This is a genomic window from Peptacetobacter sp. (genome assembly GCF_029264495.1).
Lineage (GTDB): Bacteria > Bacillota > Clostridia > Peptostreptococcales > Peptostreptococcaceae > Peptacetobacter.
Window position 1 is genome coordinate 1 of sequence record NZ_JARIBH010000038.1, and the last position, 25,358, is coordinate 25,358.

The 25,358-nt window shown below is 27.7% G+C and carries 24 protein-coding genes, 1 rRNA gene and 1 other annotated feature; of the genes, 13 read left to right on the forward strand and 12 right to left on the reverse strand.

The genetic code is table 11. The features are described 5' to 3' along the window. Window position 1: 1 nt before the first annotated feature. The 6 genes from rrf to Q1J78_RS03675 form a co-directional block, all read right to left on the reverse strand. A 5S ribosomal RNA gene (gene rrf, locus Q1J78_RS03650) occupies window positions 2–118 on the reverse strand. A gap of 307 nt (window positions 119–425) precedes the next feature. Continuing rightward, window positions 426–1,196, reverse strand: a complete 771-nt coding sequence (locus Q1J78_RS03655; protein ID WP_300276697.1) for a SigB/SigF/SigG family RNA polymerase sigma factor — start codon at window positions 1,194–1,196, stop codon at window positions 426–428. Further along, a complete protein-coding gene (gene rsbW / locus Q1J78_RS03660) occupies window positions 1,196–1,603 on the reverse strand; it encodes an anti-sigma B factor RsbW (RefSeq protein WP_300276699.1) in 408 nt (135 codons plus the stop codon). Before rsbW ends, Q1J78_RS03655 begins: the two co-directional genes overlap by 1 nt. Window positions 1,604–1,606: 3 nt before the next feature. Then, a complete protein-coding gene (locus tag Q1J78_RS03665) occupies window positions 1,607–1,924 on the reverse strand; it encodes an STAS domain-containing protein (protein ID WP_300276701.1) in 318 nt (105 codons plus the stop codon). A 29-nt stretch (window positions 1,925–1,953) separates the two neighbouring features. Further along, window positions 1,954–2,265 carry a DUF948 domain-containing protein gene (locus Q1J78_RS03670; protein WP_300276703.1) on the reverse strand — a complete coding sequence of 104 codons (312 nt, stop codon included), beginning with the start codon at window positions 2,263–2,265 and terminating at the stop codon, window positions 1,954–1,956. Window positions 2,266–2,277: 12 nt separating this feature from the next. Continuing rightward, window positions 2,278–2,607 carry a YtxH domain-containing protein gene (locus Q1J78_RS03675; RefSeq protein ID WP_300276705.1) on the reverse strand — a complete coding sequence of 110 codons (330 nt, stop codon included), beginning with the start codon at window positions 2,605–2,607 and terminating at the stop codon, window positions 2,278–2,280. A gap of 198 nt (window positions 2,608–2,805) precedes the next feature. Then, window positions 2,806–3,026 (forward strand) — a binding site (T-box leader). 106 nt (window positions 3,027–3,132) lie between these two features. Between Q1J78_RS03675 and Q1J78_RS03680 the strand changes: the two genes are divergently transcribed. The 3 genes from Q1J78_RS03680 to Q1J78_RS03690 all read left to right on the forward strand — a co-directional run bounded on the left by Q1J78_RS03680 (window position 3,133) and on the right by Q1J78_RS03690 (window position 8,189). Continuing rightward, the gene (locus tag Q1J78_RS03680) at window positions 3,133–4,353 is read left to right on the forward strand and encodes an argininosuccinate synthase (protein WP_300276707.1); all 1,221 of its coding nucleotides are present in this window, start codon (window positions 3,133–3,135) and stop codon (window positions 4,351–4,353) included. A gap of 102 nt (window positions 4,354–4,455) precedes the next feature. Continuing rightward, entirely contained in the window at window positions 4,456–5,772 is a 1,317-nt protein-coding gene (gene argH, locus Q1J78_RS03685; RefSeq protein ID WP_300276708.1) for an argininosuccinate lyase, read from the forward strand. A 296-nt stretch (window positions 5,773–6,068) separates the two neighbouring features. Continuing rightward, window positions 6,069–8,189 carry a CocE/NonD family hydrolase gene (locus tag Q1J78_RS03690; RefSeq protein ID WP_300276710.1) on the forward strand — a complete coding sequence of 707 codons (2,121 nt, stop codon included), beginning with the start codon at window positions 6,069–6,071 and terminating at the stop codon, window positions 8,187–8,189. Between the two features lie 50 nt (window positions 8,190–8,239). Here Q1J78_RS03690 and gyrA read toward each other — a convergent pair whose 3' ends face one another. The 6 genes from gyrA to dnaA all read right to left on the reverse strand — a co-directional run bounded on the left by gyrA (window position 8,240) and on the right by dnaA (window position 17,008). After that, window positions 8,240–10,693: a DNA gyrase subunit A gene (gene gyrA, locus Q1J78_RS03695; RefSeq protein ID WP_300276712.1), complete on the reverse strand. Its 2,454-nt coding sequence runs from the start codon at window positions 10,691–10,693 to the stop codon at window positions 8,240–8,242. A 17-nt stretch (window positions 10,694–10,710) separates the two neighbouring features. Continuing rightward, the gene (gene gyrB, locus Q1J78_RS03700; protein ID WP_300276714.1) at window positions 10,711–12,612 is read right to left on the reverse strand and encodes a DNA topoisomerase (ATP-hydrolyzing) subunit B; all 1,902 of its coding nucleotides are present in this window, start codon (window positions 12,610–12,612) and stop codon (window positions 10,711–10,713) included. Then, complete coding sequence (gene recF, locus Q1J78_RS03705; protein ID WP_300276716.1) at window positions 12,613–13,719, reverse strand: DNA replication/repair protein RecF; 1,107 nt, start codon at window positions 13,717–13,719, stop codon at window positions 12,613–12,615. A gap of 12 nt (window positions 13,720–13,731) precedes the next feature. Then, window positions 13,732–13,944, reverse strand: a complete 213-nt coding sequence (locus Q1J78_RS03710; RefSeq protein ID WP_300276718.1) for an RNA-binding S4 domain-containing protein — start codon at window positions 13,942–13,944, stop codon at window positions 13,732–13,734. 263 nt (window positions 13,945–14,207) lie between these two features. After that, window positions 14,208–15,314, reverse strand: coding sequence for a DNA polymerase III subunit beta (gene dnaN / locus Q1J78_RS03715; RefSeq protein WP_300276720.1), 1,107 nt, complete (start codon window positions 15,312–15,314; stop codon window positions 14,208–14,210). 344 nt (window positions 15,315–15,658) lie between these two features. Next, window positions 15,659–17,008 (reverse strand): chromosomal replication initiator protein DnaA, encoded by a 1,350-nt coding sequence (dnaA, locus tag Q1J78_RS03720; RefSeq protein WP_300276722.1) that lies wholly within the window; start codon window positions 17,006–17,008, stop codon window positions 15,659–15,661. 729 nt (window positions 17,009–17,737) lie between these two features. Between dnaA and rpmH the strand changes: the two genes are divergently transcribed. From rpmH to Q1J78_RS03770, 10 genes are all read left to right on the forward strand, one after another. Further along, on the forward strand, window positions 17,738–17,872 hold the full coding sequence (rpmH, locus tag Q1J78_RS03725; protein WP_006440948.1) for a 50S ribosomal protein L34: 135 nt from the start codon (window positions 17,738–17,740) through the stop codon (window positions 17,870–17,872). 74 nt (window positions 17,873–17,946) lie between these two features. Then, window positions 17,947–18,294 (forward strand): ribonuclease P protein component, encoded by a 348-nt coding sequence (rnpA, locus tag Q1J78_RS03730; protein WP_300276725.1) that lies wholly within the window; start codon window positions 17,947–17,949, stop codon window positions 18,292–18,294. Window positions 18,295–18,313: 19 nt separating this feature from the next. Continuing rightward, a complete protein-coding gene (gene yidD / locus Q1J78_RS03735) occupies window positions 18,314–18,559 on the forward strand; it encodes a membrane protein insertion efficiency factor YidD (RefSeq protein WP_442952113.1) in 246 nt (81 codons plus the stop codon). A gap of 25 nt (window positions 18,560–18,584) precedes the next feature. Further along, complete coding sequence (locus tag Q1J78_RS03740; RefSeq protein ID WP_300276729.1) at window positions 18,585–19,292, forward strand: YidC/Oxa1 family membrane protein insertase; 708 nt, start codon at window positions 18,585–18,587, stop codon at window positions 19,290–19,292. Next, on the forward strand, window positions 19,264–19,890 hold the full coding sequence (gene jag / locus Q1J78_RS03745) for an RNA-binding cell elongation regulator Jag/EloR (protein WP_300276731.1): 627 nt from the start codon (window positions 19,264–19,266) through the stop codon (window positions 19,888–19,890). Before Q1J78_RS03740 ends, jag begins: the two co-directional genes overlap by 29 nt. A 115-nt stretch (window positions 19,891–20,005) precedes the next feature. Further along, window positions 20,006–21,385 carry a tRNA uridine-5-carboxymethylaminomethyl(34) synthesis GTPase MnmE gene (mnmE, locus tag Q1J78_RS03750; RefSeq protein WP_300276734.1) on the forward strand — a complete coding sequence of 460 codons (1,380 nt, stop codon included), beginning with the start codon at window positions 20,006–20,008 and terminating at the stop codon, window positions 21,383–21,385. 134 nt (window positions 21,386–21,519) lie between these two features. Continuing rightward, a complete protein-coding gene (gene mnmG / locus Q1J78_RS03755; protein WP_300276736.1) occupies window positions 21,520–23,409 on the forward strand; it encodes a tRNA uridine-5-carboxymethylaminomethyl(34) synthesis enzyme MnmG in 1,890 nt (629 codons plus the stop codon). After that, complete coding sequence (gene rsmG, locus Q1J78_RS03760) at window positions 23,402–24,127, forward strand: 16S rRNA (guanine(527)-N(7))-methyltransferase RsmG (RefSeq protein WP_300276738.1); 726 nt, start codon at window positions 23,402–23,404, stop codon at window positions 24,125–24,127. The genes mnmG and rsmG overlap by 8 nt, the downstream gene beginning before the upstream one ends. 38 nt (window positions 24,128–24,165) lie before the next feature. Next, window positions 24,166–24,735, forward strand: a complete 570-nt coding sequence (locus tag Q1J78_RS03765; RefSeq protein ID WP_300276740.1) for a ParB-like helix-turn-helix domain-containing protein — start codon at window positions 24,166–24,168, stop codon at window positions 24,733–24,735. 365 nt (window positions 24,736–25,100) lie between these two features. Beyond that, window positions 25,101–25,358: hypothetical protein (locus Q1J78_RS03770; RefSeq protein ID WP_300276742.1), on the forward strand; the 258-nt coding region annotated here is incomplete at its 3' end.

A 25,358-nucleotide genomic window follows, 5' to 3' on the forward strand; every position in this document is an offset into this window, starting at 1 on the left:
TACGTGGCTACGTCCTACTCTCCCAGGGGCCTTCGCCCCAAGTACCATCAGCGCTAGAGAGCTTAACTTCTGTGTTCGGAATGGGAACAGGTGTATCCTCTCTGCTATAATAACCACATATTTTAAAATTATTTTTGTGCATCTCGCTGATGCAAGTATTATATTATCATCATTAAGATTTAATGTCAACATTTTTTTAAAACTTTTTTTATTTTTTTATTTTATGTATTTTTTATGATTTTAAATTCATTGAAATTTGAATACTTTTATGCACATTTATTTTTTCTTAAATTTTATTTTTCTTAAATAATTTTATTATTATAAATATATTTAATTCTAAAATTTAACTCATTTATATTATAAAAAATAATTTTGTATTATAAAAAAGAACCAAAAGTACTATTAAAAAATAGCACTCTTGGTTCCTAGTTTTTCTCATATTCTTTTCTTAACTTTTCTACTACCTTTTTTTCTAATCTCGATACTGTCATCTGAGAGATATTAAGCTCTGTTGCTATAGCAGATTGAGTTTTATTATAGAAAAATCTATCTTTTAAAATCTTAACTTCTAGTTCATTTAAAGTTTTCATAAATCTATCAAGAAAATCCTTTTGTTCTATATTGCCAAAATCTTTTTCTTCCATACCAACTTTATCTGAAAGAGTTAAATCATTTTCATCAGAGTCATCTCCACTAGAAGCATCAAGTGATACAGGTTGATAACTATAAGAAGCCTCTAAAGCTTCAAGAACATCTTCTTCTCTACATCCTATGTATTCAGCTATATCTTTTACAGATGGATGTTTTTTCTTTTCTTGCTCTAATGCTATTTTTGCATTACTTATTTTTTTACTAAGTTCTTGTATTCTTCTAGGAACTCTCATTGTCCATACTTTATCTCTAAAGTATTTCTTTATTTCTCCTATAATTGTAGGTGTTGCAAAACTAGAAAATTCAAATCCCTTACTTATATCATATCTATCTATAGCATATATAAGTGCCATTGAAGCTACTTGATAAATATCTTCATAATCTACACCTTTATTGATATATTTTTTAGCAAGTATTCTAGCAAGATAAAGATGTCTTTCTATAAGAATATTTCTTATATCAATATCATTGTTATCACTGTACAGTTTGAAAAGCTCTTTTGTATCCATATCAAAATAGTTTGCATCTCCTGCAACACTTTTCATTAAATATCAGCTCCTAAATATTTTGTCATTCTTATAACTGTACCTTCATTTTTTGTTGATTCTATATTAACTTCATCCATTAATGTTTTTATTATAAATATTCCTAATCCACTTTCTTTTGGATCTTCTAAGTTAGGTTCTTTTATATCTTTTATATCGTATCCTTCACCATTATCTTTTATTTCTATACAAATACCGTCTTCAAACATCTCAAATGTTATGAAAAATTTATCGTCATTACTATGTTTTATTGCATTAGTACATGCTTCTGATACAGCAACCTTCATATCCTCTATATCATCTACTGAAAAACCAATTTTATTGGCTATTCCTGAAGTTGTAAGTCTGATAATCCCTACATACTCCGGATTTGAACTTATCTCCATTTTTATAGTTTCATAAGTCAATTTTTATCCCTCCACATTGAATATTTTATCAAGTCCCGTAATTTCTAGAATTTTTCTTACGTTACTTTTAGGATTATTAAGGTATATACCCTTATCATTGACTTTTAATCTTTTTAGTACACCAACCATTACTCCTAAACCTGTTGAATCTATATACTCTAATTTATCTAAATCTATTTTTATATTTTCTAAATTTTCATCAACTAGATTATTAAGAGTTTCTTTAAATAAATTGGCACTAGAAACATCTAATTCACCAATAAGAGCAACATTCCATATTTTTTCTTTTGAATCAAAATCTGAATCTATTTTTATCGACATCTCTTTACCTCCATAAAATTTTATATACCTTATTTATTTTTCTTATCTTTTCTCTTTTTTCTTTTTTTATTTATAAAATTAAATATATTTAAGTATCCACCTATATTGCTTATACCTTGAGTTATATCATCTACTACATCTGTTATTGAAGACACATTTTCTATAATATTATTTAAATTTTCCTCATTTGTATCTACAATCTTTGTAGCTCTATTTATAAGATTATTAGCGTTATCCAAAGTTTTTGATGTGCTATTTAAAGCTTTTGCTAAATATATAGCTATTATTATTGCAGAAACTCCTAAAAGCACTCCACATATCTGCCATCCAATTGAATTCATAGTTTAAATCTCCTATTCTTTATCGTTTAATACTATATCATCATTATCAAAATCTTCTACTTCTTTGAAATTTCTACTTATAACTATATTTTCATCTGCAACATCGACATCTTCAAAATCATCTTCATCTTCTTCAAATAAACTTTCTGAAAAATTATTTAATTTGTTCTTTACAGATTCTAATGTATCTTTAATAGTTGCATCTGGATTTTCTTTTATATTTTCTAATTTCTCTTTTGCGTCCTTTCTAAGATCAGATCCTTTTTTAGGTGCTAAAAACATTCCTAGTAAAAATCCTGCTATTGCACCGAATATCATAAATCCACCTTTTTTACCGCTCATTCAAAATCAGCTCCTCTCTTTTTTATATACGATTATTATAACATATAAATATGCGATTAGTTGATAAACTATTTTACTATTTATTATACAAAAATAATAATAAAAATATATTTTTATGAAAATCTATTTTTTTAAAATTAAAAAATATTGACAAAAATCTGAAAAATATGATAGTATTAATTTCAAAATTAAGACATAAAAAATTCAGTGAAAAAGAGAGTAGTTTAAATGTATTTTATAGAGAGCTAAGGATGGTGGAAGCTTAGTAGAGAAATTTAAATGAAGAGAGCTTTGGAGAAGGCTATTTGAAAATCTTTTTATTAGACTATTAGAGTAGTTGGTTTGATCTGCCTTAAAGATAAGAGATAATAATATTAATTATTAAATTAGAGTGGTACCGCGGTAAATTCGCCTCTTAGCAAAATGCTAAGAGGTTTTTTTATACGCAAAATTTTCAGAAGATATAGATTATTTAGGCCTATTAATATATACCTTCTTAAATTCAAAATTTAGGGGGAAAATAAAATGGAAAATAAAGAAAAAGTTATACTAGCATATTCAGGAGGATTAGACACATCAATAATAATCCCTTGGTTAAAAGAAAATTATGATATTGAAGTTATAGCAATGTGTGCAAATGTTGGTCAAGAAGAGGATATGGACCTTGTTTATCAAAAAGCTCTAAAAAGTGGAGCTAGTAAAGCGTATATAGAAGATTTACAAGATGAATTTGTTACAGAATCAATATTTAAAGCTGTTAAAGCAGAAGTAAAATATGAAAATAAATACCTACTTGGAACAGCCTTAGCTAGACCTATAATTGCAAAAAAATTAGTAGAAATAGCTCATAAAGAAAATGCTAAATATATCTGCCATGGTTGTACAGGAAAAGGAAATGACCAAGTTAGATTTGAAGCAGGTATAGCAGCTCTTGACCCAAGTATAAAAGTTATAGCTCCTTGGAGATTATGGGATATAAAATCTAGAGAAGATGCTATAGATTACGCTAATAAAAACAATATTGAAGTTACAGCTACAAAAGAAAAAATATATTCAGTAGATGCTAATTTATTCCATATATCAACTGAAGGTGGAGACATAGAAAATTTAAAAAATGAACATAAAGAAGATTTAGTTTATAAAAAATGTTTATCTCTTGAAGATGCATCTAATACACCTGAATATTTAGAAATTTACTTTGAAAAAGGTGAACCTAAAAAAATAAATGGTGAAGAACTTTCTCCAGTCGAAATAATAAAAACATTAAATAACTTAGGTTCAAAACATGGTATAGGAGTTATAGATATTTTAGAAAATAGATTAGTTGGTATGAAATCAAGAGGCATATACGAAACTCCAGGAGGAACTATCTTATATGAAGCTCATAATATATTAGAAAGTGCTACTTTGGACAAAGAAACTATTCACTATAAACAAATTGTTGCTCATAAATATTCAGAGCTTATTTATAATGGTCTTTGGTTTACTACTTTAAAAAATTCTATAGATGCTTTTATAGATGTAACTCAACAAAATGTAACAGGTACTGTCAAAGTAAAATTATATAAAGGAAATATTAAACCTGCCGGTATATTTACTGAAAATGCACTATATGATGAATCTATATCTTCATTTGGAGATAGTGAACTTTATGACCATAAAGATGCAGCTGGATTTATAAATTTATTTACACTTCCTTTAAAAATAAAAACTTTACGGGAACAAAAAAAAGAAAATAATCAATAATCAATTAAATTATAAATTTAATTAATAGTTTATATATATTATAGGGAATAGATATAAATTAAATTTCAATAAATATTTGTAAATAATTAAGAGGTGGAATTTATGAAACTATGGGGTGGACGTTTTAGAAAAGAAGAAAATAAACTTATGGAAGAATTTAATAAATCGTTTGATTACGATAAAATATTATATAAAAAAGATATTGAGGGAAGTCTTGCTCATGTATATATGCAAGTAAAATGTAATCTTTTAACTGAACAAGAGGGTAAAGCAATTACTGATGGATTGATAGGTATTTGTGAGGATATAGAAGATGGAAATCTTCTTTTAGAGGGTAATTATGAAGATATACATAGTTTTGTAGAAATAAATTTAATTGAAAGAATTGGTGAAGTTGGTAAAAAATTACATACAGCTAGAAGTAGAAATGACCAAGTAGCAACTGATATGAGATTATTTGCTAAGGAAAGTGCTTTAGAAATTCTTACTTTAGTAACAAATTTTAAAAACACTTTAAAATGTGTTGCTGATAAAAATTCTATTATGATGCCTGGATACACTCATTTACAAAGGGCACAAGTTGTAACATTTAAACATCATTTAATGGCTTATTATAGTATGTTTGATAGAGATGAAAAAAGACTTTCAAATGCTTTAGAAATATTAGATGAATCACCTTTAGGATGTGGTGCTTTAGCTGGAACTACTCATAATATAGACAGAGAAATCACCAAGGAAAAACTAGGATTTAGTAGAGTTGTAGAAAATTATATAGATGGCGTAAGTGATAGAGATTATTTACTAGAACTTATGAGCAATTTTTCTATAATTATGATGCATCTTAGTAGACTTAGTGAAGAACTTATACTTTGGAGTAGTCAAGAATTTAAATTTGTTGAGTTAGATGATTTATACTCTACTGGAAGTAGTATAATGCCTCAAAAGAAAAATCCTGATGGAGCAGAACTAATAAGAGGAAAAACAGGTCGTGTATACGGAAGTCTATTTGGTTTATTTACTACTATGAAAGGTCTACCTCTTGCTTATAATAAAGATATGCAAGAAGACAAAGAAGGATTTTTTGACAGTGTAAATACTGTTAAAATGTGTATTTCTATTATGGACAAGATGATTTCTACTTTAAAAATAAATAAAGAAAATATGAAAAAAGCAGTTAAACATGGATTTTTAAATGCTACTGAAGTTGCAGATTATTTAGTAGACAATAACGTTGCATTTAGAGATGCTCATAGCATAGTAGGAAATATTGTAATATATTGTGAGGATAATAATAAAAATATAGAAGATTTAAGTTTAGAAGAGCTTCTGAATTTTAGTCCTGTATTTAAAGAAGATATTTATGATTTTATAGATTATGAAAACATATTAAAAAAAGGTTCTAAAAAGAATTTATTATAGTCATTTTTCTAATATTAATATATTAGTTAAATATATCTCCCAAATTCTATCTTAAATTATCATGAAAAAGGTGCTTGCAATTAGCTAGCATCTTTTTTATTATATCTAGTTTTTTATTAAAAAAATATGATAATAATTTCATATTTTTGAAAATATTATCTTGTATTTTATATTATTATTGAAAATAATTAAATTTTTGAAATATTGACTAATTTTTTAATAACATCTATACTGTTTTTGTAAACGTTTTATATTGTTTTACAAAATATGGGTATTTATAATCAAGGAGGAAAGCTATGACTAAATATAATAAAGTTCCCGTTTTTGAAAATGGAATGGCTCAACCTGTATTTCCTTTTACTGATGGAAAAACAGGAGAAAATTATGATCCAAAAACTTCTGAAATAGTAAGATATTGTGTATATGTTGAATCAGATTATGATATGGATGGAGATGGAAAAAGAGATCTTATAAAAACTCTTATACAAGTTCCAAAAAGTGCTGTTGAAGGAAATTATAAAGCAGCTTCTTTATTTGAAGCTCGTCCATATTGTGCTGGTGTAAACGAAGATGGATATGACCATATGAAAGAAGTTGCTGAAAAAGAATATAGAAAATTTAATTTTGAAGATCTTAAAAAAGAAGTTCCTGCACGTATACCTACAGGATCTATAAGTGCTATGGACCTTGCATTAAAATCTAATGCTTCTGATTGGTACTATAAAGATAAAGGTAATAACGATAATATGGTATATGAAAACTTAGAACATTTTAATTACTATCTTGTTCGTGGTTTTGCTGTAATTATAAGTGCTGGATTCGGAGCTCTTGGTTCTGATGGATTTAACTTTGTAGGATCTGATTTTGAAAGAGATGCTTTTAAATTTGTAGTTGAATGGCTTCATGGAGATCGTGTTGCTTATTCAGATCGTGAAGGAACAATAGAAACAAAAGCTGATTGGTCAAATGGAAATGTAGCTATGACAGGAAGATCTTATGCAGGAACTATGCCTTTTGCTGTTGCAACAACAGGTGTTGAAGGGCTTAAAACAATAGTTCCAGTTGCTGGTATATCTGATTGGTATAGTCAGCAAAATATGCAAGGTTCTCAACGCTACTGGCCAAAAGAAGTATTAAATAGTTTTCTTGCTTATTTCTGCTCAAGTAGATATAATGATCAAACTTTATCTGAAAAAGAATTAAATGATATAGCTGCATTCCATCATGAGCTTAGTCTTCAACAATTAAGCTGCGGTTCTGATTATAATGAAGATTTCTGGGGTGCTGGTAATTATCGTTTAAATTACGATAAAATAAAATGTAGTGCATTAATAGTACAAGGACTAAATGATGAAAATGTTTCTACAAAACAGTTTGAAATGATGTATAAAGCATATAAAAAATCTGGTCAAACAGTTAAAACTATACTTCATCAAGGACCACATATAACACCTACTATGGCAAATAAAAACTATGGAATTCTTATAGATGGAAACTTCTATGATGATATAGTAAACAAATGGATATCTCATTATCTATATGATATTGATAACGATGCAACTGAAATGCCTGAAGTTTTAGTTCAGACAAACTACAACCAAAATAAATGGGAAACTTGTGATTCTTGGGAAACTGCATTCTCTATGAAGTTAGAAAGTGATGAAACTGGAGTATCTATTATAGATACTGATTGGGAAAAAGCTGGTGTTTGTGCTGAAAACTTTGATGAAACTATGAGTCTTAAATCATCAAATATGAATAAACGTTTTGTAACAGCTCCTCTTGATGAAGAACTTACTATACAAGGTACTGTTCATTTAAATTTAAAAGCTGCATTAAAAGATGGTGATATAGAAAATAATTTTAACCCTGAAAATAGAAATGATGCAGACTCTTTAACTATGAAACTTGCAGATTCTAAAGTTACTGGAAGAATGGACGATGTTAAATTAGTTGCTATGCTATACGATATATGTGACGAAAAATTTGATAGTATACAGACTGTAGATCCTGAAAGAAATATTATTCCTGTTGTAACAGTTAAAGAAAATGGAGTTATAAATGGTGGAGATTTACCAGCATTTAATCTTTGTGAATTTGAAACATTCAATAAAAACTATTGTATAGTAGCACGTGCATATGCAGACCTTTGTAATCCTGATTCTGGATATGAACCTGAAACTGCGACAAATAGCATAATACTAAAAAAAGGTGAATATCATGAATACAACATATATCTAAATGCAAATAGATATACTATAAAACCTGGACATAGTCTTGCACTTGTTATAACAACAGAAGACCCTATAAACTGCTTAATACATAAAACTTATTCAGTTGAAATAGATAATGCTTCTGTAAATGCTACTTTACCTACAGCTACAGAAAATAACAACTATAAAATAACTATAAAATAATATAAATAAAGGGTATGCTTAATTTAAAAGCATACCCTTTTAATATTTATCTATTCTTCAGTATTATCTTCATAATCATCAGTTGTAACTTTAGCTATAGAAACTATATTGACTTCTTCATCAACATTCATTAATTTTACTCCACTAGTAACTCTTCCAAATATTGATATCTCATCAACTTTGATTCTTATTAGAACTCCATCAGAATTTATAATCATCATTTCATCTTCTTCAGAAACCATTTCTGCTCCGACTATTGAACCTGTTTTTTCTGATATATTATATGTTTTTATACCTTTACCAGCTCTTATCTGACTTCTATATTCTTCAAGATCTGTTCTTTTTCCAAATCCATTTTCGCTGACTACAAGCATATCTGTACCTTCACTATCCAAACTCATAGATACTACTGTATCTCCTTCAGCAAGTGTAATACCTTTAACACCCATAGCAGTTCTTCCCATATCTCTAACATCTTTTTCTGAGAATCTTATAGACATACCATTTCTAGTTACTAACATAACATCTTGTTCACCATTAGTAAGTTTAACGCCTATAACTTCATCTCCTTCTTTTAATCCTATAGAAATTAATCCAGATTTATTGATATTTTTGAAGTCTTCTATCTTAGTCTTTTTAACCATACCTTTTTTAGTTGCTATTAAAAGATATTTATTTTCTTCTTTACCGTCTACATCTATTAGTGTAGCTATTTTTTCTCCAGGTCCAAGTTGAAGTAAATTTACTATTGCACTACCCTTAGCCTGTCTTTTTCCTTCTGGTATTTCATAAGAATTTAATCTAAATACTCTACCTCTATTAGTAAAGAATAATAATCTACTATGAGTAGTTGTAGTTATTAGATGTTTTACGAAATCTTCTTCTCTTGTAGTAAGTGCAGAAATTCCTCTTCCACCTCTTTTTTGACTTCTATAAGTATCTGCTGGAAGTCTTTTTATATATCCAAAATGAGTAAGAGTTATAGCTATTTCTTCTTCATCTATAAGATCTCTCATATCTATTTCGCCTTCTGCATGTTGAATACTAGTTCTTCTTTCATCAGAATACTTATCTTTTATTTCTATTATTTCTTTTTTGATAACAGAAAGTAAAACTTCTTCACTATCTAGTATTTCTTTTAATTCAGCTATTTTTTTCATTAATTCATTGTACTCTGAATCTATCTTTTCTCTTTCTAATCCAGTAAGTCTATTAAGTCTCATTTCTAATATAGCCTGAGCCTGTACTTCTGTAAGAGCAAATTTTTCAACTAATTTTTCTTTAGCATCACTTGAAGCTTTTGAAGATCTTATAGTACTTATAACTTCATCTATATTATCTAGTGCTATTTTTAACCCTTCTAATATATGAGCTCTTGTTTCTGCTTTATTTAATTCAAATTTAGTTCTTCTTGTAACAACTTCTTTTTGATGTTCTATATAGTGATGAAGAACTTCTTTTAAATTTAAACATTTAGGTTCTCCATTAACTAAAGCTATCATTATAACACTTATAGTTTCTTCCATCTGAGAATGTTTATATAAATTATTTAAGATGATGTTTGCATTTACATCTCTTTTTAATTCTATTACTATTCTCATACCTTTTCTGTTACTTTCATCTCTAAGGTCTGATATACCTTCGATTTTTTTATCTTTTACAAGTTCAGCTATTCTTTCAACAAGTCTTGCTTTATTTACTTGATATGGTATTTCTGTTACAACTATCTGCTGTTTTCCTTTTCCTAATTCTTCTATTTCTGCTTTAGCTCTAACTTTTACTTTACCTCTACCAGTTTTATATGCTTCTTTTATACTTTCTGTTCCCATTATAATAGCACCAGTTGGAAAATCTGGACCTTTTACATAATCCATTAATTCCTCAACATTTGAATCTGGTTTATCTATTAGATGGACTGTAGCATCTATTACTTCTCCTAAATTATGTGGTGGTATAGATGTAGCCATACCGACAGCTATACCATTAGAACCATTTACCAATAGATTAGGGAATCTTGCTGGAAGAACTAATGGCTCTTTTAAAGATTCATCAAAGTTTGGTCCAAAATCTACTGTTTCTTTATCTATATCTCTTAGTAATTCCATAGATAATTTACTCATTTTTGCTTCAGTATAACGCATCGCAGCTGGTGAATCTCCATCAACTGAACCAAAGTTACCATGACCATCTACTAAAGGAACTCTTGTAGAGAAATCCTGAGCCATTTTTACCATAGCTAAATATACTGAACTATCACCATGTGGGTGATACTTACCTAAAACGTCCCCGACAATACGTGCTGATTTTCTATATGGTTTGTCTGGAGAAAGATTTAATTCATTCATAGAATATAGTATTCTCCTATGAACTGGTTTTAAACCGTCTCTAACATCTGGAAGAGCACGTCCTACTATTACGCTCATAGAATATTCTATATAAGATTTTTTCATCTCACCTGCTATTTCTATTGGGAGTATTTTGCTAGTATTTTTTTCGTCCTGCATTTTCTATCTCCTCTCTCTTATACGTCTAAATTTCTGACATATTTTGCATTTTCCTGAATAAACTCTCTTCTAGGAGCTACTTTATCTCCCATTAACATAGAAAATACTTCATCTGCTACAGCAGCATCTTCTATTGTAACTTGTAAAAGAGTTCTTGTTTCTGGATTCATTGTTGTATCCCAAAGCTGTTCTGGATTCATTTCTCCAAGACCTTTATATCTTTGTATATCATATTTATCTCTACCTATTTCATTAAGTAGATTATCTAATTCTTTATCTGAATAAACATAATATTCTTTTTTCTGTTTAGTTACTTTATATAAAGGTGGCTGTGCTGCATAAACATATCCTTCTTCTATTAAAGGTCTCATATATCTAAAGAAGAATGTAAGAAGAAGCGTTCTTATGTGTGCACCATCGACATCGGCATCGGTCATTATTATTATTTTATGATATCTAGTTTTTTCTATATCAAAATCATTGCCTATACCACAACCATATGCTGTTATCATATTTTTTATTTCATCAGATGCTAAAATTTTATCTAATCTTGATTTTTCAACATTTAAAATTTTACCTCTTAATGGAAGTATTGCCTGTGTATGTCTATCTCTACCCTGTTTAGCAGAACCACCGGCAGAATCCCCTTCGACTAAGAATATTTCACTCTTTGATGGATCTTTTTCTGCACAGTCAGCTAGCTTTCCTGGAAGAGATGTACTTTCTAATACACTTTTTCTTCTAGTTAACTCTCTTGCTCTTTTAGCAGCCTCTCTCGCTCTCTGTGCTCTTTGTGCTTTATCAACTATAACTTTTGCTGTAGATGGATTTTCTTCAAGGAATGATCCTAATTCTTCAACAGTAACTCCATCTACTATACCTCTCATAAAAGTATTTCCTAATTTTGTTTTAGTCTGCCCTTCAAACTGAGGATCTGGAAGTTTCACAGAAACAACTGCTGTAAGACCTTCTCTTATATCTTCTCCAGAAAGATTAGAATCCTTATCTTTTAAAATACCATTTCTTTTTGCATATTCATTAACTGTTTTTGTAAGAGCAGCTTTAAATCCTGCAAGATGTGAACCACCTTCATGTGTATTTATATTATTTGCAAATGAGTAGATGTTTTCCGTATAACCATCAGTATATTGCATAGCTATTTCTACAAAACAATCATCTACTTTTTTATCTATATAAACTATATCATCATGTATTCCTGTTCTTGACTTATTAAGGAATTTTACATATTCTGTAAGACCTCCTGTATAATGGAAATCTCTAGTTTTCTCTTTACCTTCTCTCTTATCTTCAAATATAATTTTTATACCTTTATTTAAGAAAGAAAGTTCTCTTAATCTATATTCTAATGTATCAAAACTAAACTCTATTTCATCGAATATTTCAGCGTCAGGCATAAATGAAATTATAGTCCCTGTATGATCTGAATCTCCTATTACTTCTAATTTAGTTTCTGGATTTCCTTTTACATATTTCTGTCTATATGCTTTTCCATTTCTATGAACTTCTGCTACTAACCAATCAGAAAGTGCATTAACAACAGATACCCCAACTCCGTGAAGACCACCAGATACTTTGTATCCTCCTCCACCGAACTTACCTCCAGCATGAAGAACAGTAAGTACTGTTTCTAAAGTAGAAAGACCTGTTTTTGGATGTACTTCAACTGGTATTCCTCTACCGTCATCTTCTACAGTTATACTTCCATCTGCATTTATAGCGACATATATTTTTGAGCAATTCCCAGCAAGTGCCTCATCTATACTATTGTCTACAACTTCATAAACTAGATGATGTAATCCTCTAGGTCCTGTAGAACCTATGTACATTCCAGGTCTTTTTCTAACAGCCTCAAGACCTTCAAGAACCTGAATTTGACTTGCACCATATTCCTGTTTCATTTAATTTCCTCCATTCTCTGTTTTAACTACTTTTCCATTATCTATATAAAAAATTGTTGTATCATCGATATTAAGTACATTTTTATGTAGATTTTCAGCAGTTGTAATAAACATTTGGACATCTTTAAGATTATCGACTAATAACTTTTGTCTTTTTTCATCGAGTTCACTAAAAACATCATCCAAAATAAGAAGTGGGTATTCTCCTACTTCTCTTTTTATAAGTTCTATTTCAGATAGTTTTAAAGATATAGATGCTGTTCTTTGTTGACCTTGTGATCCATAAAGTCTTACATCTAGTCCATTTATTTGGATTAATATATCGTCCTTATGTATTCCATATCCACTTATCCTCATATCTAAATCATGCTTTCTCTTTTCCTTAAGCATATTTAAAAAACTATCTTTTACATTTAAATCTTCTTTAATCTGAATTTGACTTTTGTAGGTAATATTTAAATTTTCCTTATTATCCGTAAGTCTAAAATGCATATCCTTTGAAATATCAGCGATTTTTTCAATAAATTTCTTCCTATAAATAAAAATTTTACTTCCATAATCAGCTAAACTTTCATCATAAACATCTAATAAATTTAAATCTGGATTTATATTTTTTAAAAGTTTATTTCTATTTGATAAAATTTTATTATATCCTGTCAAAAGATTATAATATCCTGTAATAATTTGACTTATCTCTCTATCTATAAAACTCCTTCTAATTTTAGGTCCATCTTTTACAAGCCTTAAATCTTCTGGTGAAAAAATTACTACATTAACATTCCCTAAAAGCTCAGATAATTTTATAATAGGAATTTTATTTACCTTAATTCCCTTTTTGACTTTACTTATAGCTATTTCTATAAGTCCTTTTCTACTATCTGTTTCATAATTTCCACCAATATAAAGATTTTCTGTATCAAATCTTATAATCTCTTTATCTCTATTAGTTCTAAAAGATTTTCCAAAAGCTAGCATATAAATAGCTTCTGCAATATTAGTTTTTCCTTGACCATTTGCACCTAAAAGAAGATTAATTCTATCATTAAACTCAATATATAATTTTTCGTAATTTCTATAATTAACTAATTGAAGATTTTTTAGCTTCACAAAAATTCTCCTCTATTCTGCTATAACTTTTATCTGTTCACCATCTACATCAATGATATCTCCATTAAAAAGTTTTTTACCTCTTCTAGTTTCTATCTCTCCATTAACTTTTACAAGACCTTCTAAAATAAGAAATTTTGCATGTCCACCAGTAGAAGCTATATCAGCTAGTTTAATAGCCTGATCAAGTTTTATATAATCAGAATCTATTTTTATCTCTATCATATATAATCCCCCCTTTATTAAATATAAAAGTAATTTAAAAATTTAACTTAATTATATAATTATACCATATTTTTGATTTTTATTCACTATTGGATAAAAATCTCAATTGTATATATTAATCCTCTTATATTCGATTTAATTGCTTTTTAATTATACTTTTTTAGCATACTCCAACTTCTATCTAAAAAACATATGTTCTTGTACTTTCAAAAATAAAGCAGCCAAAATATCTACTTTGACTGCAAAATAATTAAATTTACTTATTACATATTTGAAGATATTCTTACAGGAAGAAGTAAATAAGTATAATCTATTTCATCTACTGGCTTAATTATACATGGATTTACATTAGTAGTAAATTCTATATATATTTCTTCACTATCTATATATCTAAGTCCTTCCATTAAATATCTTGAATTAAAAGCTATATCTAAATATTCACCTTCTAATTCTAATGAAACTTCTTCATATACATTTCCTCTATCAGTATTTGAAGTTATTATCATTAAATTATCTCTTATAGATAATTTTATAAGATTATTTTTTTCAGATTGAGAAAGAAGAGCTGCTCTTTCAATACTGTTTAAAAGTTCTTTTGATTTTAATTTAATTCTAGAATTATATTCTTTTGGAAGAAGTCTATTATAATCTATAAAATCTCCTTCTAATAAACGAGTAATAATTTTAGTATTATCTATCATAAAAATAGCATTTTTATCAGTAAATCCTATATTTATATCTCCTTCACCTTGCATTAAACTATTTATATCTATTAAAGTTTTTCCAGGAATTATAACTTTTATATTTTCATTAAATCCATCAATAAAACAACTTCTTACAGCTAATCTATAACCATCTATAGCAACAAGACTAGTAGTACCATTTGCTGATTCTAAAAGTTCTCCCATTAATACTGGTTTACTTTGATCTTGTGATGTTGCAAAAGATGTTTGTTTTATCATTTCTTTTAATAATTCTTGAGGAATAGAATACATTTTATTTTCTTCTATATCTGAAATTAGTGGATAATCTTCTGCAGAATGTCCTTTTATTGTAAATCTAGAGTTTTCACAATAAATATGAACATTATTATTTGTATCAGTTTCTATTTGAACAAAAGAATCTGGTAATTTTCTTATTATATCTCCAAATAATTTTGCATCAAGAACTATTTTTCCATCTTCTTCTATTTCAGATTGAACAAAAGTTTCAATTCTTATCTCTGCATCAGAACCTATAAGTTTTAAATTTCCATTTTCAGTTGATAATAATATACCTTTTAAAAGTTCTATTGTTGTTCTATTGTTGATAGCTTTTTGAACAATACTTATTTTCTGAGATAAGATTTTTTGATTACATATAAGCTTCATTTTTTTCCTCCTTAATTGTTTTGTGTGGATATCTTTTTTATCTTTAAAATTAAATAAATATATAAGAAACTTAGTAGTAATAGTAGTAGGGGCTGTTAATAATGTTGATAGTGTCAATTTCATTTGAAATATCAACAAAAAATGTTGTAGATAGATTGTTGATATCTCTGTAAAAAAGATATTAATAAAATGTTGATAAATTCTTAATAATTATTATCAACATTTTATACACTAATTATCAACAATAAATTTGTTAATAACTAAAATCTATTTTATATAATTTTATATTAAAAAACAGCATGATAAAAATTTTATCTTCTTTAACTACTATATAAAAAAGGAAATTATCCTTTTAAATCATTTACTATTTTTTCTATCTTTAATTTTAAATCAATATTTTCTTTCAAATCTTTACTTATTTTGTCACAAGCGTGTATTACTGTAGTATGATCTCTACCTCCAAACTCTTCTCCTATTTTAGGAAGTGAAAGATCTGTTAAATCTCTAGATAAATACATTGCTATTTGACGAGGATATGCAATAGCTCTAGTTCTTTTTTTAGAATTAAAATCTTCCATTTTTATACCAAAAACTTCAGCTACCTTTTCTTTTATTCTAAGCACGTTTATTTCAGAAGTATTATAAGAAACTATAATATCTTTAAGTGCTTCTGTTGCAACTTCAAGAGAAACTTTCTTTTTAGTAAGAGAAGAATAGGCCATTACACGAGTAAGAGCACCTTCAAGTTCTCTAATATTTGATTTTACATTTTTTGCGATATAATCAGTTACTTCATTTGGAACCACAACACCATCCATTTGAGCTTTTTTTCTAAGAATAGCTATTCTGGTTTCAAAATCTGGTGGCTGAATATCTGTAATAAGACCCATTTCAAATCTAGATCTTAAACGTTCTTCTAAAGTGGGAATATCTTTTGGTGGTCTATCACTAGATATTATTATCTGTTTATTTGCTTCATGAAGAGTATTAAAAGTATGGAAGAATTCTTCCTGAGTTCTTTCTTTTCCAGCTATAAACTGTACATCATCTATTAAAAGAACATCTACATTTCTATATTTATTTCTAAATTCTTCATTTTTATCATCCTTTATAGAGTTTACAAGCTCATTTGTAAATTTTTCAGAAGAAACATAAACAACTTTTTGAGTATTGTCTGACTCTAATATATGGTGTCCAATGGCTTGCATAAGATGTGTTTTTCCAAGACCAACTCCACCATAAAGGAATAAAGGATTATAAGATTTTGCTGGAGATTCAGCAACAGCAACACAAGCTGCATGAGCAAAACTGTTGCTATTTCCAATAACAAAAGTATCAAAAGTATATTTTGGATTTAAATTACTTTCATATCTAGTAGTTTTTAAAGATGTTTTATTTGAAGGATTTAAAGAATTTGAATCATCAACTTTTATTATAGAATCTAATTCATTTTCATTATCTAAAACAACTAATTTTATATCTTTAGCAGTAACATCTTTAATAACACCTACAAGAAGAGAATAATAACGTCCATTTAAAATATCTTTATTAAAATTGTTATTAGCACAAATATAAAGAGTATTATTATCTAGTAAAAGTGGTTTTGCTGTAGCAAAAAAAGCTTTAAAAGCAGCAGCTGATACCTCACCTTTTAAAATTTGAAGTACCTTATCCCACAGAGAATTTATTTCCATAATTTTATCCTCCATTTTCCGATACATAGTTTTCAACATGATTATCAACAAAATTAATGTAGTTATTAAAAAAATAAATAATATGTTGATAGTATTGAATTAATGTTGATAAATGTTATATAATCTAAAAAAATTGAAATATATTTTGACTTATAAACAATAAAGTTGATAAAGTTATAAAGAATTTATATACTTCAATTCATTGAAATTATAATAACTTTTGATGAGTGAGTAAAAATTATACACAGAAATATCCACAAACTGTGCATAACTGTTGATATGTTAATAACATTTATCAACATTATAAACAAGTATAATTATAATATCAAAATAATAAGGAAACTTCAACAACTTATCCACAATATAAAGAACTAATTATTTTTTATTTATCAACAGTAAAAAATTCGATTAAAAAAGATATTGTGGATTAAGAAAATAAAAAAGTATTGCAAGAAAATAGTATATTTTGTTAATATAGAGGAAAGTGTTAAAAATACAGTATTTCATAATAAATAGAGTTAAAAATTTAAAAATTTTTTTCTGTGTAAAATTATAAAAAAAAATACACAATAAAAATGTATAAATTAAACAAAAATTATAAACAGATACTGTAAAAATTCGTTGACAATAGCCATTAAAGTAATTATAATAATATGTGTTATGTTTACTTTGAGGGTAAAAGTATATTTTTTATATAATGGAAATTAATGTGAAAGGCGGTGCTATATAATGAAAAGAACTTATCAACCAAAGAAAAGACAGAGAAAAAAAGAACACGGATTCAGAAAAAGAATGAGATCTGCTAACGGAAGAAACGTGTTAAGAAGAAGAAGAGCTAAAGGAAGAAAGAGATTAACTCATTAATTAAAAAAAGCCGCTTGTAGAGTGGCTTTTTTTGTAAAATTTAACAAGTTGAGCTGTGTTTATTGGAGGTAATTATGGAATTTAATAATACTAAAGGAATAAAAAAAGACTACGAATTTAGAAGAGTATATAAACACGGCAAATCTTTTGCAAATAAGTATTTAGTAGTCTATATATTAAAAAATAAAACAGATGAAACTAGAATAGGTATATCTATTTCTAAAAAAGTAGGTAATGCCGTAACAAGAAACAGAATTAGAAGATTAATGAAAGAAATATATCGATTAAAAATCGATGAAAATATAAAGAAAGGCTATGATTTAGTATTTATTTCTAGAGTAGCTGCAAAAGATGCTAATTATAAAGATATTGAAAAATCCATGTATTCTTTAGTTAGAAAAAATGGACTTTTAAATGAATAGGAGGTCCTATATTTTGAATATAATAAGGAAATATATAGATAGAATAGGAAAAATTCTTACAAAAGCTTGTATAAAAATGGTTAGATTCTATCAAAAATATATATCACCTTTAAAAGGACCTACATGTAGATTTTATCCTACCTGTTCGCAATATTCTATAGAAGCATTTAAAAAATATGGATTTTTGAAGGGATTGTATTTAACTATAAGAAGAATTTTAAAATGCCATCCATTTCATCCAGGAGGCTATGATCCATTGAAATAAATCTAATTTATAGGAGGTAGAAGAATTGACCAACGTAATAGGAAAATTATTTGGAAACATTCTAGGGGCAATATATGGTTTCACAGGAAGCTATGGTTTAGCAATTATACTATTTACATTTTTAGTAAAATTACTATTAATGCCACTTACAATTAAACAGACTAAATCAACTGTAGCAATGCAGGAAATAACACCAAGAGTAAATGAAATTCAGGAAAAATACAAAAATAACCCTGAAAGACAAAATAAAGAAATAATGGAACTTTATCAAAAAGCAAACATAAATCCTATGGCAGGATGTTTACCTTTATTAATACAGTTCCCTATATTAATAGGATTATTTAACTTACTTAAAGATCCAGTAGGATTAGGAGCATTTGCAAGTCAAGCAGAATTTGCAAGAGCAAATGGACAATTCTTATGGATGAGTAATTTAACAAATCCTGATATGGTATTAGCGATATTCTCAGGAGCAAGTGCATTTATAATGCAAAAAATAATGACTCCAAAAGAACAGCTAAATGGTCAAATGAAAATGATGACTTACGTTATGGCAGGTCTATCATTCTACTGGGGGTTCATATTCCCAGCAGGTCTTACTTTATACTGGACTGTAAGTAACATATTTGCGATACTTCAACAGATAATAGTAACAAAACCTCTAAAAGCTAAATTTGAAGCTGACATGAAGGAGGCTAAGGGTAATGGCAAAAATAATAAAAATAAAAAGTAAATCTAAAGAAGAAGCTATACAAAAAGCTCTTATAGAACTTAATGTAAAAGAAAATGATATAGAAGTTAAAGAACTTGAAGCTCCTAATAAAGGATTTTTAGGATTTATAGGTGCTAAAGAAGGTCTTTATGAAATAACAGCTATAGAAAGAGAAACAGATGTTGCTAAAGAATTTATAGAAAAATTACTAAAAAATTCTAAAGTAAATGCAAAAGTAGAGGTAGAACAAGAAGACAATCTAATAAAAGTCAACATAAAAGGTGACGAAGCAGCTTGTTTAATAGGAAGAAGAGGCGATACATTAGATTCTATACAATTTTTAACAGGACTAGCTCTAAACAAAATAAACAAAGATTCTCATACAAGAGTACTTGTAGATATAGAAAACTACAGAGAAAAAAGAGAAGAATCTCTTATAAGATATGCCAATAAAATGGCAAGAGAAGTTGCAAAAACTAAAAAAACAAAAAAACTTGACTATATGAATCCTTATGAAAGAAGAATAATACATTCAGCTCTTCAAAATGATAAATATGTAATAACATATAGTGAAGGAACTGATCCACACAGAAGATTAGTAATAGAATATAAAAGATAGATAAAAATATTTTTCTATTTGGGAAATAAAATTTTGCCTCCTATGTTAATAGGAGGTTTTATTTTTGGTATAATATATACGTATATAAATTTGATTGAACGAAGAGGTGATAAATTTGTTTATAGATGATACAATAGCAGCAATAGCAACAGCACCTGGAGAAGGTGGAATAGGAATAATTAGAATAAGTGGACCAAAATCACTTGAAGTAGCAGAAAATATATTTTTCTCTATGTCTGGAAAAAAAATAGTTGAGTATCCTACTAGAACATTAATCTATGGAAATATTAAAGATAACGATAAAAAAATAGATGAAGTACTAGTTGCATATATGAAAGGTCCAAACTCATATACAGCAGAAGATGTAATAGAAATAAACTGTCATGGTGGTTTTATATCAGTAAAAAGAATACTTGAATTAGTATTAGCTCAAGATGTAAGACTTGCAGAAGCAGGAGAATTTACAAAAAGAGCATTTTTAAATGGAAGAATAGACTTATCTCAGGCAGAAGCAGTAATAGATGTAATAAATGCAAAAACAGATAAAGCACATGAAGTAGCGGAAAATCAATTAGATGGTTCTTTATCTAGTAAAATAAGAGAATTTAGAGATAAAGTAACAGAATTACTAGCTCAAGTAGAAGTTGCAATAGATTATCCAGAAGAAGACATAGAATTCATAGCATACAATACATTAGAAGAAAAAACAAAAGAATTAAACAAAGATATAAAAAAATTATATGAAACATCTGAAAGTGGGAAAATATTTAGAGAAGGTTTAAAAACAGTAATAGTTGGTAAACCAAACGTAGGGAAATCATCACTTTTAAATAGTATTCTTGGAGAAAATAGAGCGATAGTTACAGACATTCCAGGAACTACAAGAGATGTAATAGAAGAATTTGTAAATATAAAAGGAATACCACTAAAAATAGTTGATACAGCAGGTATAAGAGAAACTAATGATGTAGTTGAAAAAATAGGTGTAGAAAAATCTATAGCATCTTTTGATTCAGCAGATTTAATAATAATGGTTCTTGATTCATCAGTAAAACTATCAGATGAAGATAAAGAAATACTTGAAAAAATAAAAAATAGAGAAACAATAATACTTCTTAATAAAAACGACTTAACTCAAGTTATAGATGAAGAAGAAGTAAAACAATATGTAGATGAAGAGAATATAATAAAAATATCTGCACTTCACAATGAAGGAATAGAAAAATTACATGATAAAATAGAATCTATGGTATATAGAGGAGATATAAAAAGCTCATCAAACGTAATAATAACAAACTCAAGACATAAAGATGCTCTTTACAAAGCTATGAAATCAGCAGAAGATGCTATGAGAGCAATAGAAGATAGAATGCCTCTTGATTTTGTAGAAGTTGATTTAAAAAATATATGGGATTATCTAGGATATATAAACGGCGATACAATGAGTGAAGATTTACTTGATAATATATTCCATAACTTCTGTATAGGGAAATAATATTTATAATAATAAATTAAAAAATAAAACACAAAGATTAAAAATACTTTTTATAAAAATGTTTTTCATGAAACATTTTAAAATTAATTATCTAATATAAGAAATAATTCGTAATTTTAGAAAGGTGGCAAAAAATGGTAAAATTTGAAGCTGAAAGCTATGATATTATCGTTGTAGGTGCAGGTCATGCAGGATGTGAAGCAGCACTTGCTAGTGCGAGAATGGGACATAAAACAGCGATGATAACAATGTCTTTAGATTCTATAGCAGCACTTGCTTGTAATCCATCTATAGGTGGAACAGGAAAAGGACATCTAGTAAGAGAAATAGATGCACTTGGTGGTGAAATGGGTCTAAACATAGATAAAACATTTATACAAAGTAGAATGTTAAATACTGCAAAAGGTCCAGCAGTTCACTCTCTAAGAACTCAAGCAGATAAATTTAGATATCATGAAGAAATGAAAAAAACTATAGAAAATCAAGAAAATCTTGATTTAATAATGGATGAAGTTGTGGAAATAGCACACGAAGGTCAAACTGTTACAGGAGTAGTAACAAGAATGGGTGCTATATATAGAGCAAAAGCTACTATACTTGCAACAGGAGTATATCTAAATTCAAAAATATTTATAGGAGAAGTATCATTTAACGAAGGTCCAAATGCTCTTGGATATGCAGCATATCTAACAGATAGCTTAAAAGAATTAGGACTTAGAATGAGAAGATTTAAAACAGGTACACCATGTAGAGTACATATGGATAGTGTAGATTTTTCTAAAATGGATAGACAAGATGGAGATGAAAAAATAGTACCATTTTCTTTCATGAACGATAAAATAGAAAAAGAACAAGTACCTTGCTACTTAACTAGAACAACAGATAAAACAAAACAGATGATAGAAGAAAATATAAAAAGATCTGCAATGTATGGTGGAGATATAGAAGGTGTTGGTCCTAGATACTGTCCATCAATAGAAGACAAAATAGTAAGATTTTCTGATAAAGAAACACATCAAATATTTATAGAACCAGAAGGTTTAAATACTAAAGAAATGTATGTTCAAGGACTATCTACTAGTCTACCTTTTGAAATACAAAAAGATATGTACAAAACAGTATTAGGTCTTGAAAATGTTAAAGTAATGAGACCTGCTTATGCAATAGAATACGACTGTATAGATCCAACTCAATTAAAATTAAACCTAGAAATTAAAGGTGTAGAAAACCTATTTAGTGCTGGACAATTCAATGGTACATCAGGATATGAAGAAGCAGCAGCACAAGGATTGATAGCTGGTATAAATGCAGTTAGAAAAATAGAAGGAAAAGAAGCTTTCACATTAGATAGATCTGAAGCATATATAGGTGTTCTTTTAGATGATTTAGTAACAAAAGGAACTAATGAACCATATAGAATGATGACATCTAGATGTGAATACAGACTATACCTAAGACAAGATAATGCTGATATGAGACTTACTGAAAAAGGACATGAAATAGGTCTTGTAACAGAAGAAAGATATAACAAATACCTAAACAAAAAAGAAATGGTAGAAAAAGAATTTGAAAGATTAAAAACTGTTAGAGTAACTCCAAAAGAATCTGATAGTATAATGGAAGCACACGGATTTGCTAAATTAAATGTCGGATTATCTTTATATGAATTCTTAAAAAGACCAGAAGTTGATTACAAACTAATAGACGAACTTGGAAAAGGTGCTGGAGATGATGTACCAGACTATGTAAAAGAACAATGTGTAATAGTAACAAAATATGAAGGATATATAGATAAACAATTAAAACAAATAGACCAATTCAAAAAATTAGAAAGCAAAAAACTAAGCGAAACAATAAATTATTCTGAAATAGATGGATTAAGACTAGAAGCAAGACAGAAACTAGATGCAATAAAACCAAACTCAGTAGGTCAAGCATCTAGAATATCAGGAGTATCTCCAGCAGATATATCTGTACTTCTTGTTTATCTTGAACAAATGAGAAGAGGAAGAAAAAATGACTAATGAAAATAGAGAACTATTAAAAAAAGGAATAGAAGAATTTAACCTTGTAGCTGATGAAAAAACATTGGATAGATTCAAAACATATAGAGAACTACTTGCACAGTGGAATCAAAAAATGAACCTAACAGGAATAGATGATGAAAAAGGAACATATATAAAACATTTCTTAGATTCATTATCAGCTGTAACAGGTGGATATATAAAAGATGAAATGTCTATAATAGATGTTGGAACAGGTGCAGGATTCCCAGGAATACCACTAAAAGTGTGCCTTGAAAACACAAAAGTAACACTATTAGATTCTCTAAACAAAAGAATAAACTTCCTTCAAGAAGTATGCACTCAACTAAACCTTGAAAATGTTGAATTTATACATGGAAGAGCAGAAGATTTTGGAAAAAATCCTGAATACAGAGAAAAATACGATATAGCAACTGCTAGAGCAGTTGCAGGACTTCCTATACTTATGGAATTTTGTGTTCCATTTATAAAAAAAGGTGGATACTTTGTATGTCTAAAAGGACCAAATGCCAATCTTGAATTAGAAGAATCAAAAAAAGCTATGACAACATTGGGAATAGAATTTGTAGAAAAAATAGATGTAAAATTACCAGAAACAGACTTAAATCATAACATACTAGTATTTAAGAAAATTTCTGAAACACCTTCAAAATATCCGAGAAAAGCAGGAAAACCTGCTAAATCACCAATAAAATAATTTCCCGGAAAAAATTGCTATATAAAGAGAGGATAACTATGGGAGAAAAAAATATATTAGAAGCATCTGCAATAATAGCAATGCTTGAAAACCTACAAAGAAAAGACCTTGACTTTATGGAAGAAGCAATAGGATATAATAATCTAATAAAAGAACATGGATTTACTCAGCAAGAAATTGCAAAAAAAGTAGGAAAAAGTCAATCTACAATAGCAAACAAAATAAGATTATTAAAACTTCCAGAAGAAATAAGAAAAGAAGCTATTGAAAATGGATTATCAGAAAGACATACAAGAGCACTTTTAAAACTAAAAGATGAAGAGATTATGAAAGATGTAATCTCAAAAATATCTAAAAATGAACTAACAGTTAAAAGAACAGAATCTCTTATAAAAGAAATTCTTGAAAATACTCCAAAACAAGACAATAGTAAAGATGAACCTGCTAAAAAAAGAAATGTAAAAGCTATGATAAATATGAAAATATATTTAAATACAATAAAACAAGCATATGATATGATAGTTAATACAGGAATAGATGCAAAATACAAAGAAATAGAAAAAGATGATTTTGTAGAAGTTGTTGTTAGAATACCAAAACGAAAATAATTTATAAAAATAAAAATAATTTAAATAGGTAAAAATATTATATATATTTTTACCTATTTTTTTTATATATATTAAAAAGTTAAATGAATTAAATTTTTTTTCAAAAAAAAAAAAACTATACGCCTAATTTAACTTTACTTTTACAGTATTTATATAGTATATTTGTATAATATGACGAATTAATATAAAAAATAAAATTTTTTAATATGGAATTTACTATACAAAAATTGAATTTATATATGTATTATATTGAATATTTTAAACTAAAGTATATTTAATATAATTAACATAAATTTATTAAAAACTTAAAACAGATTTAAAAAAAGAAAAGTAGTATATATAAGAATAATTAAGGGGGTAAAAAAGTGAAAAAAAGAGACAAGATATTAAGTATTTTTCTAGTTCTTGCAATGTTAATCACATTTATACCTATGGATATGGCAGCCGACATATTCAAATCGGGAAATGAGATTATAAGAATGAACGGAAATACTGAACAATCTAACAATGGTGAGAATAAAGATTCTCAAGAAACAGAAAATCAAATTGACCAAAACAAAGATGATGAGAGTACTAATTCTCAAGAAGAAGATAAAAAAGAGGAAGATAATAAACCTCAAGAA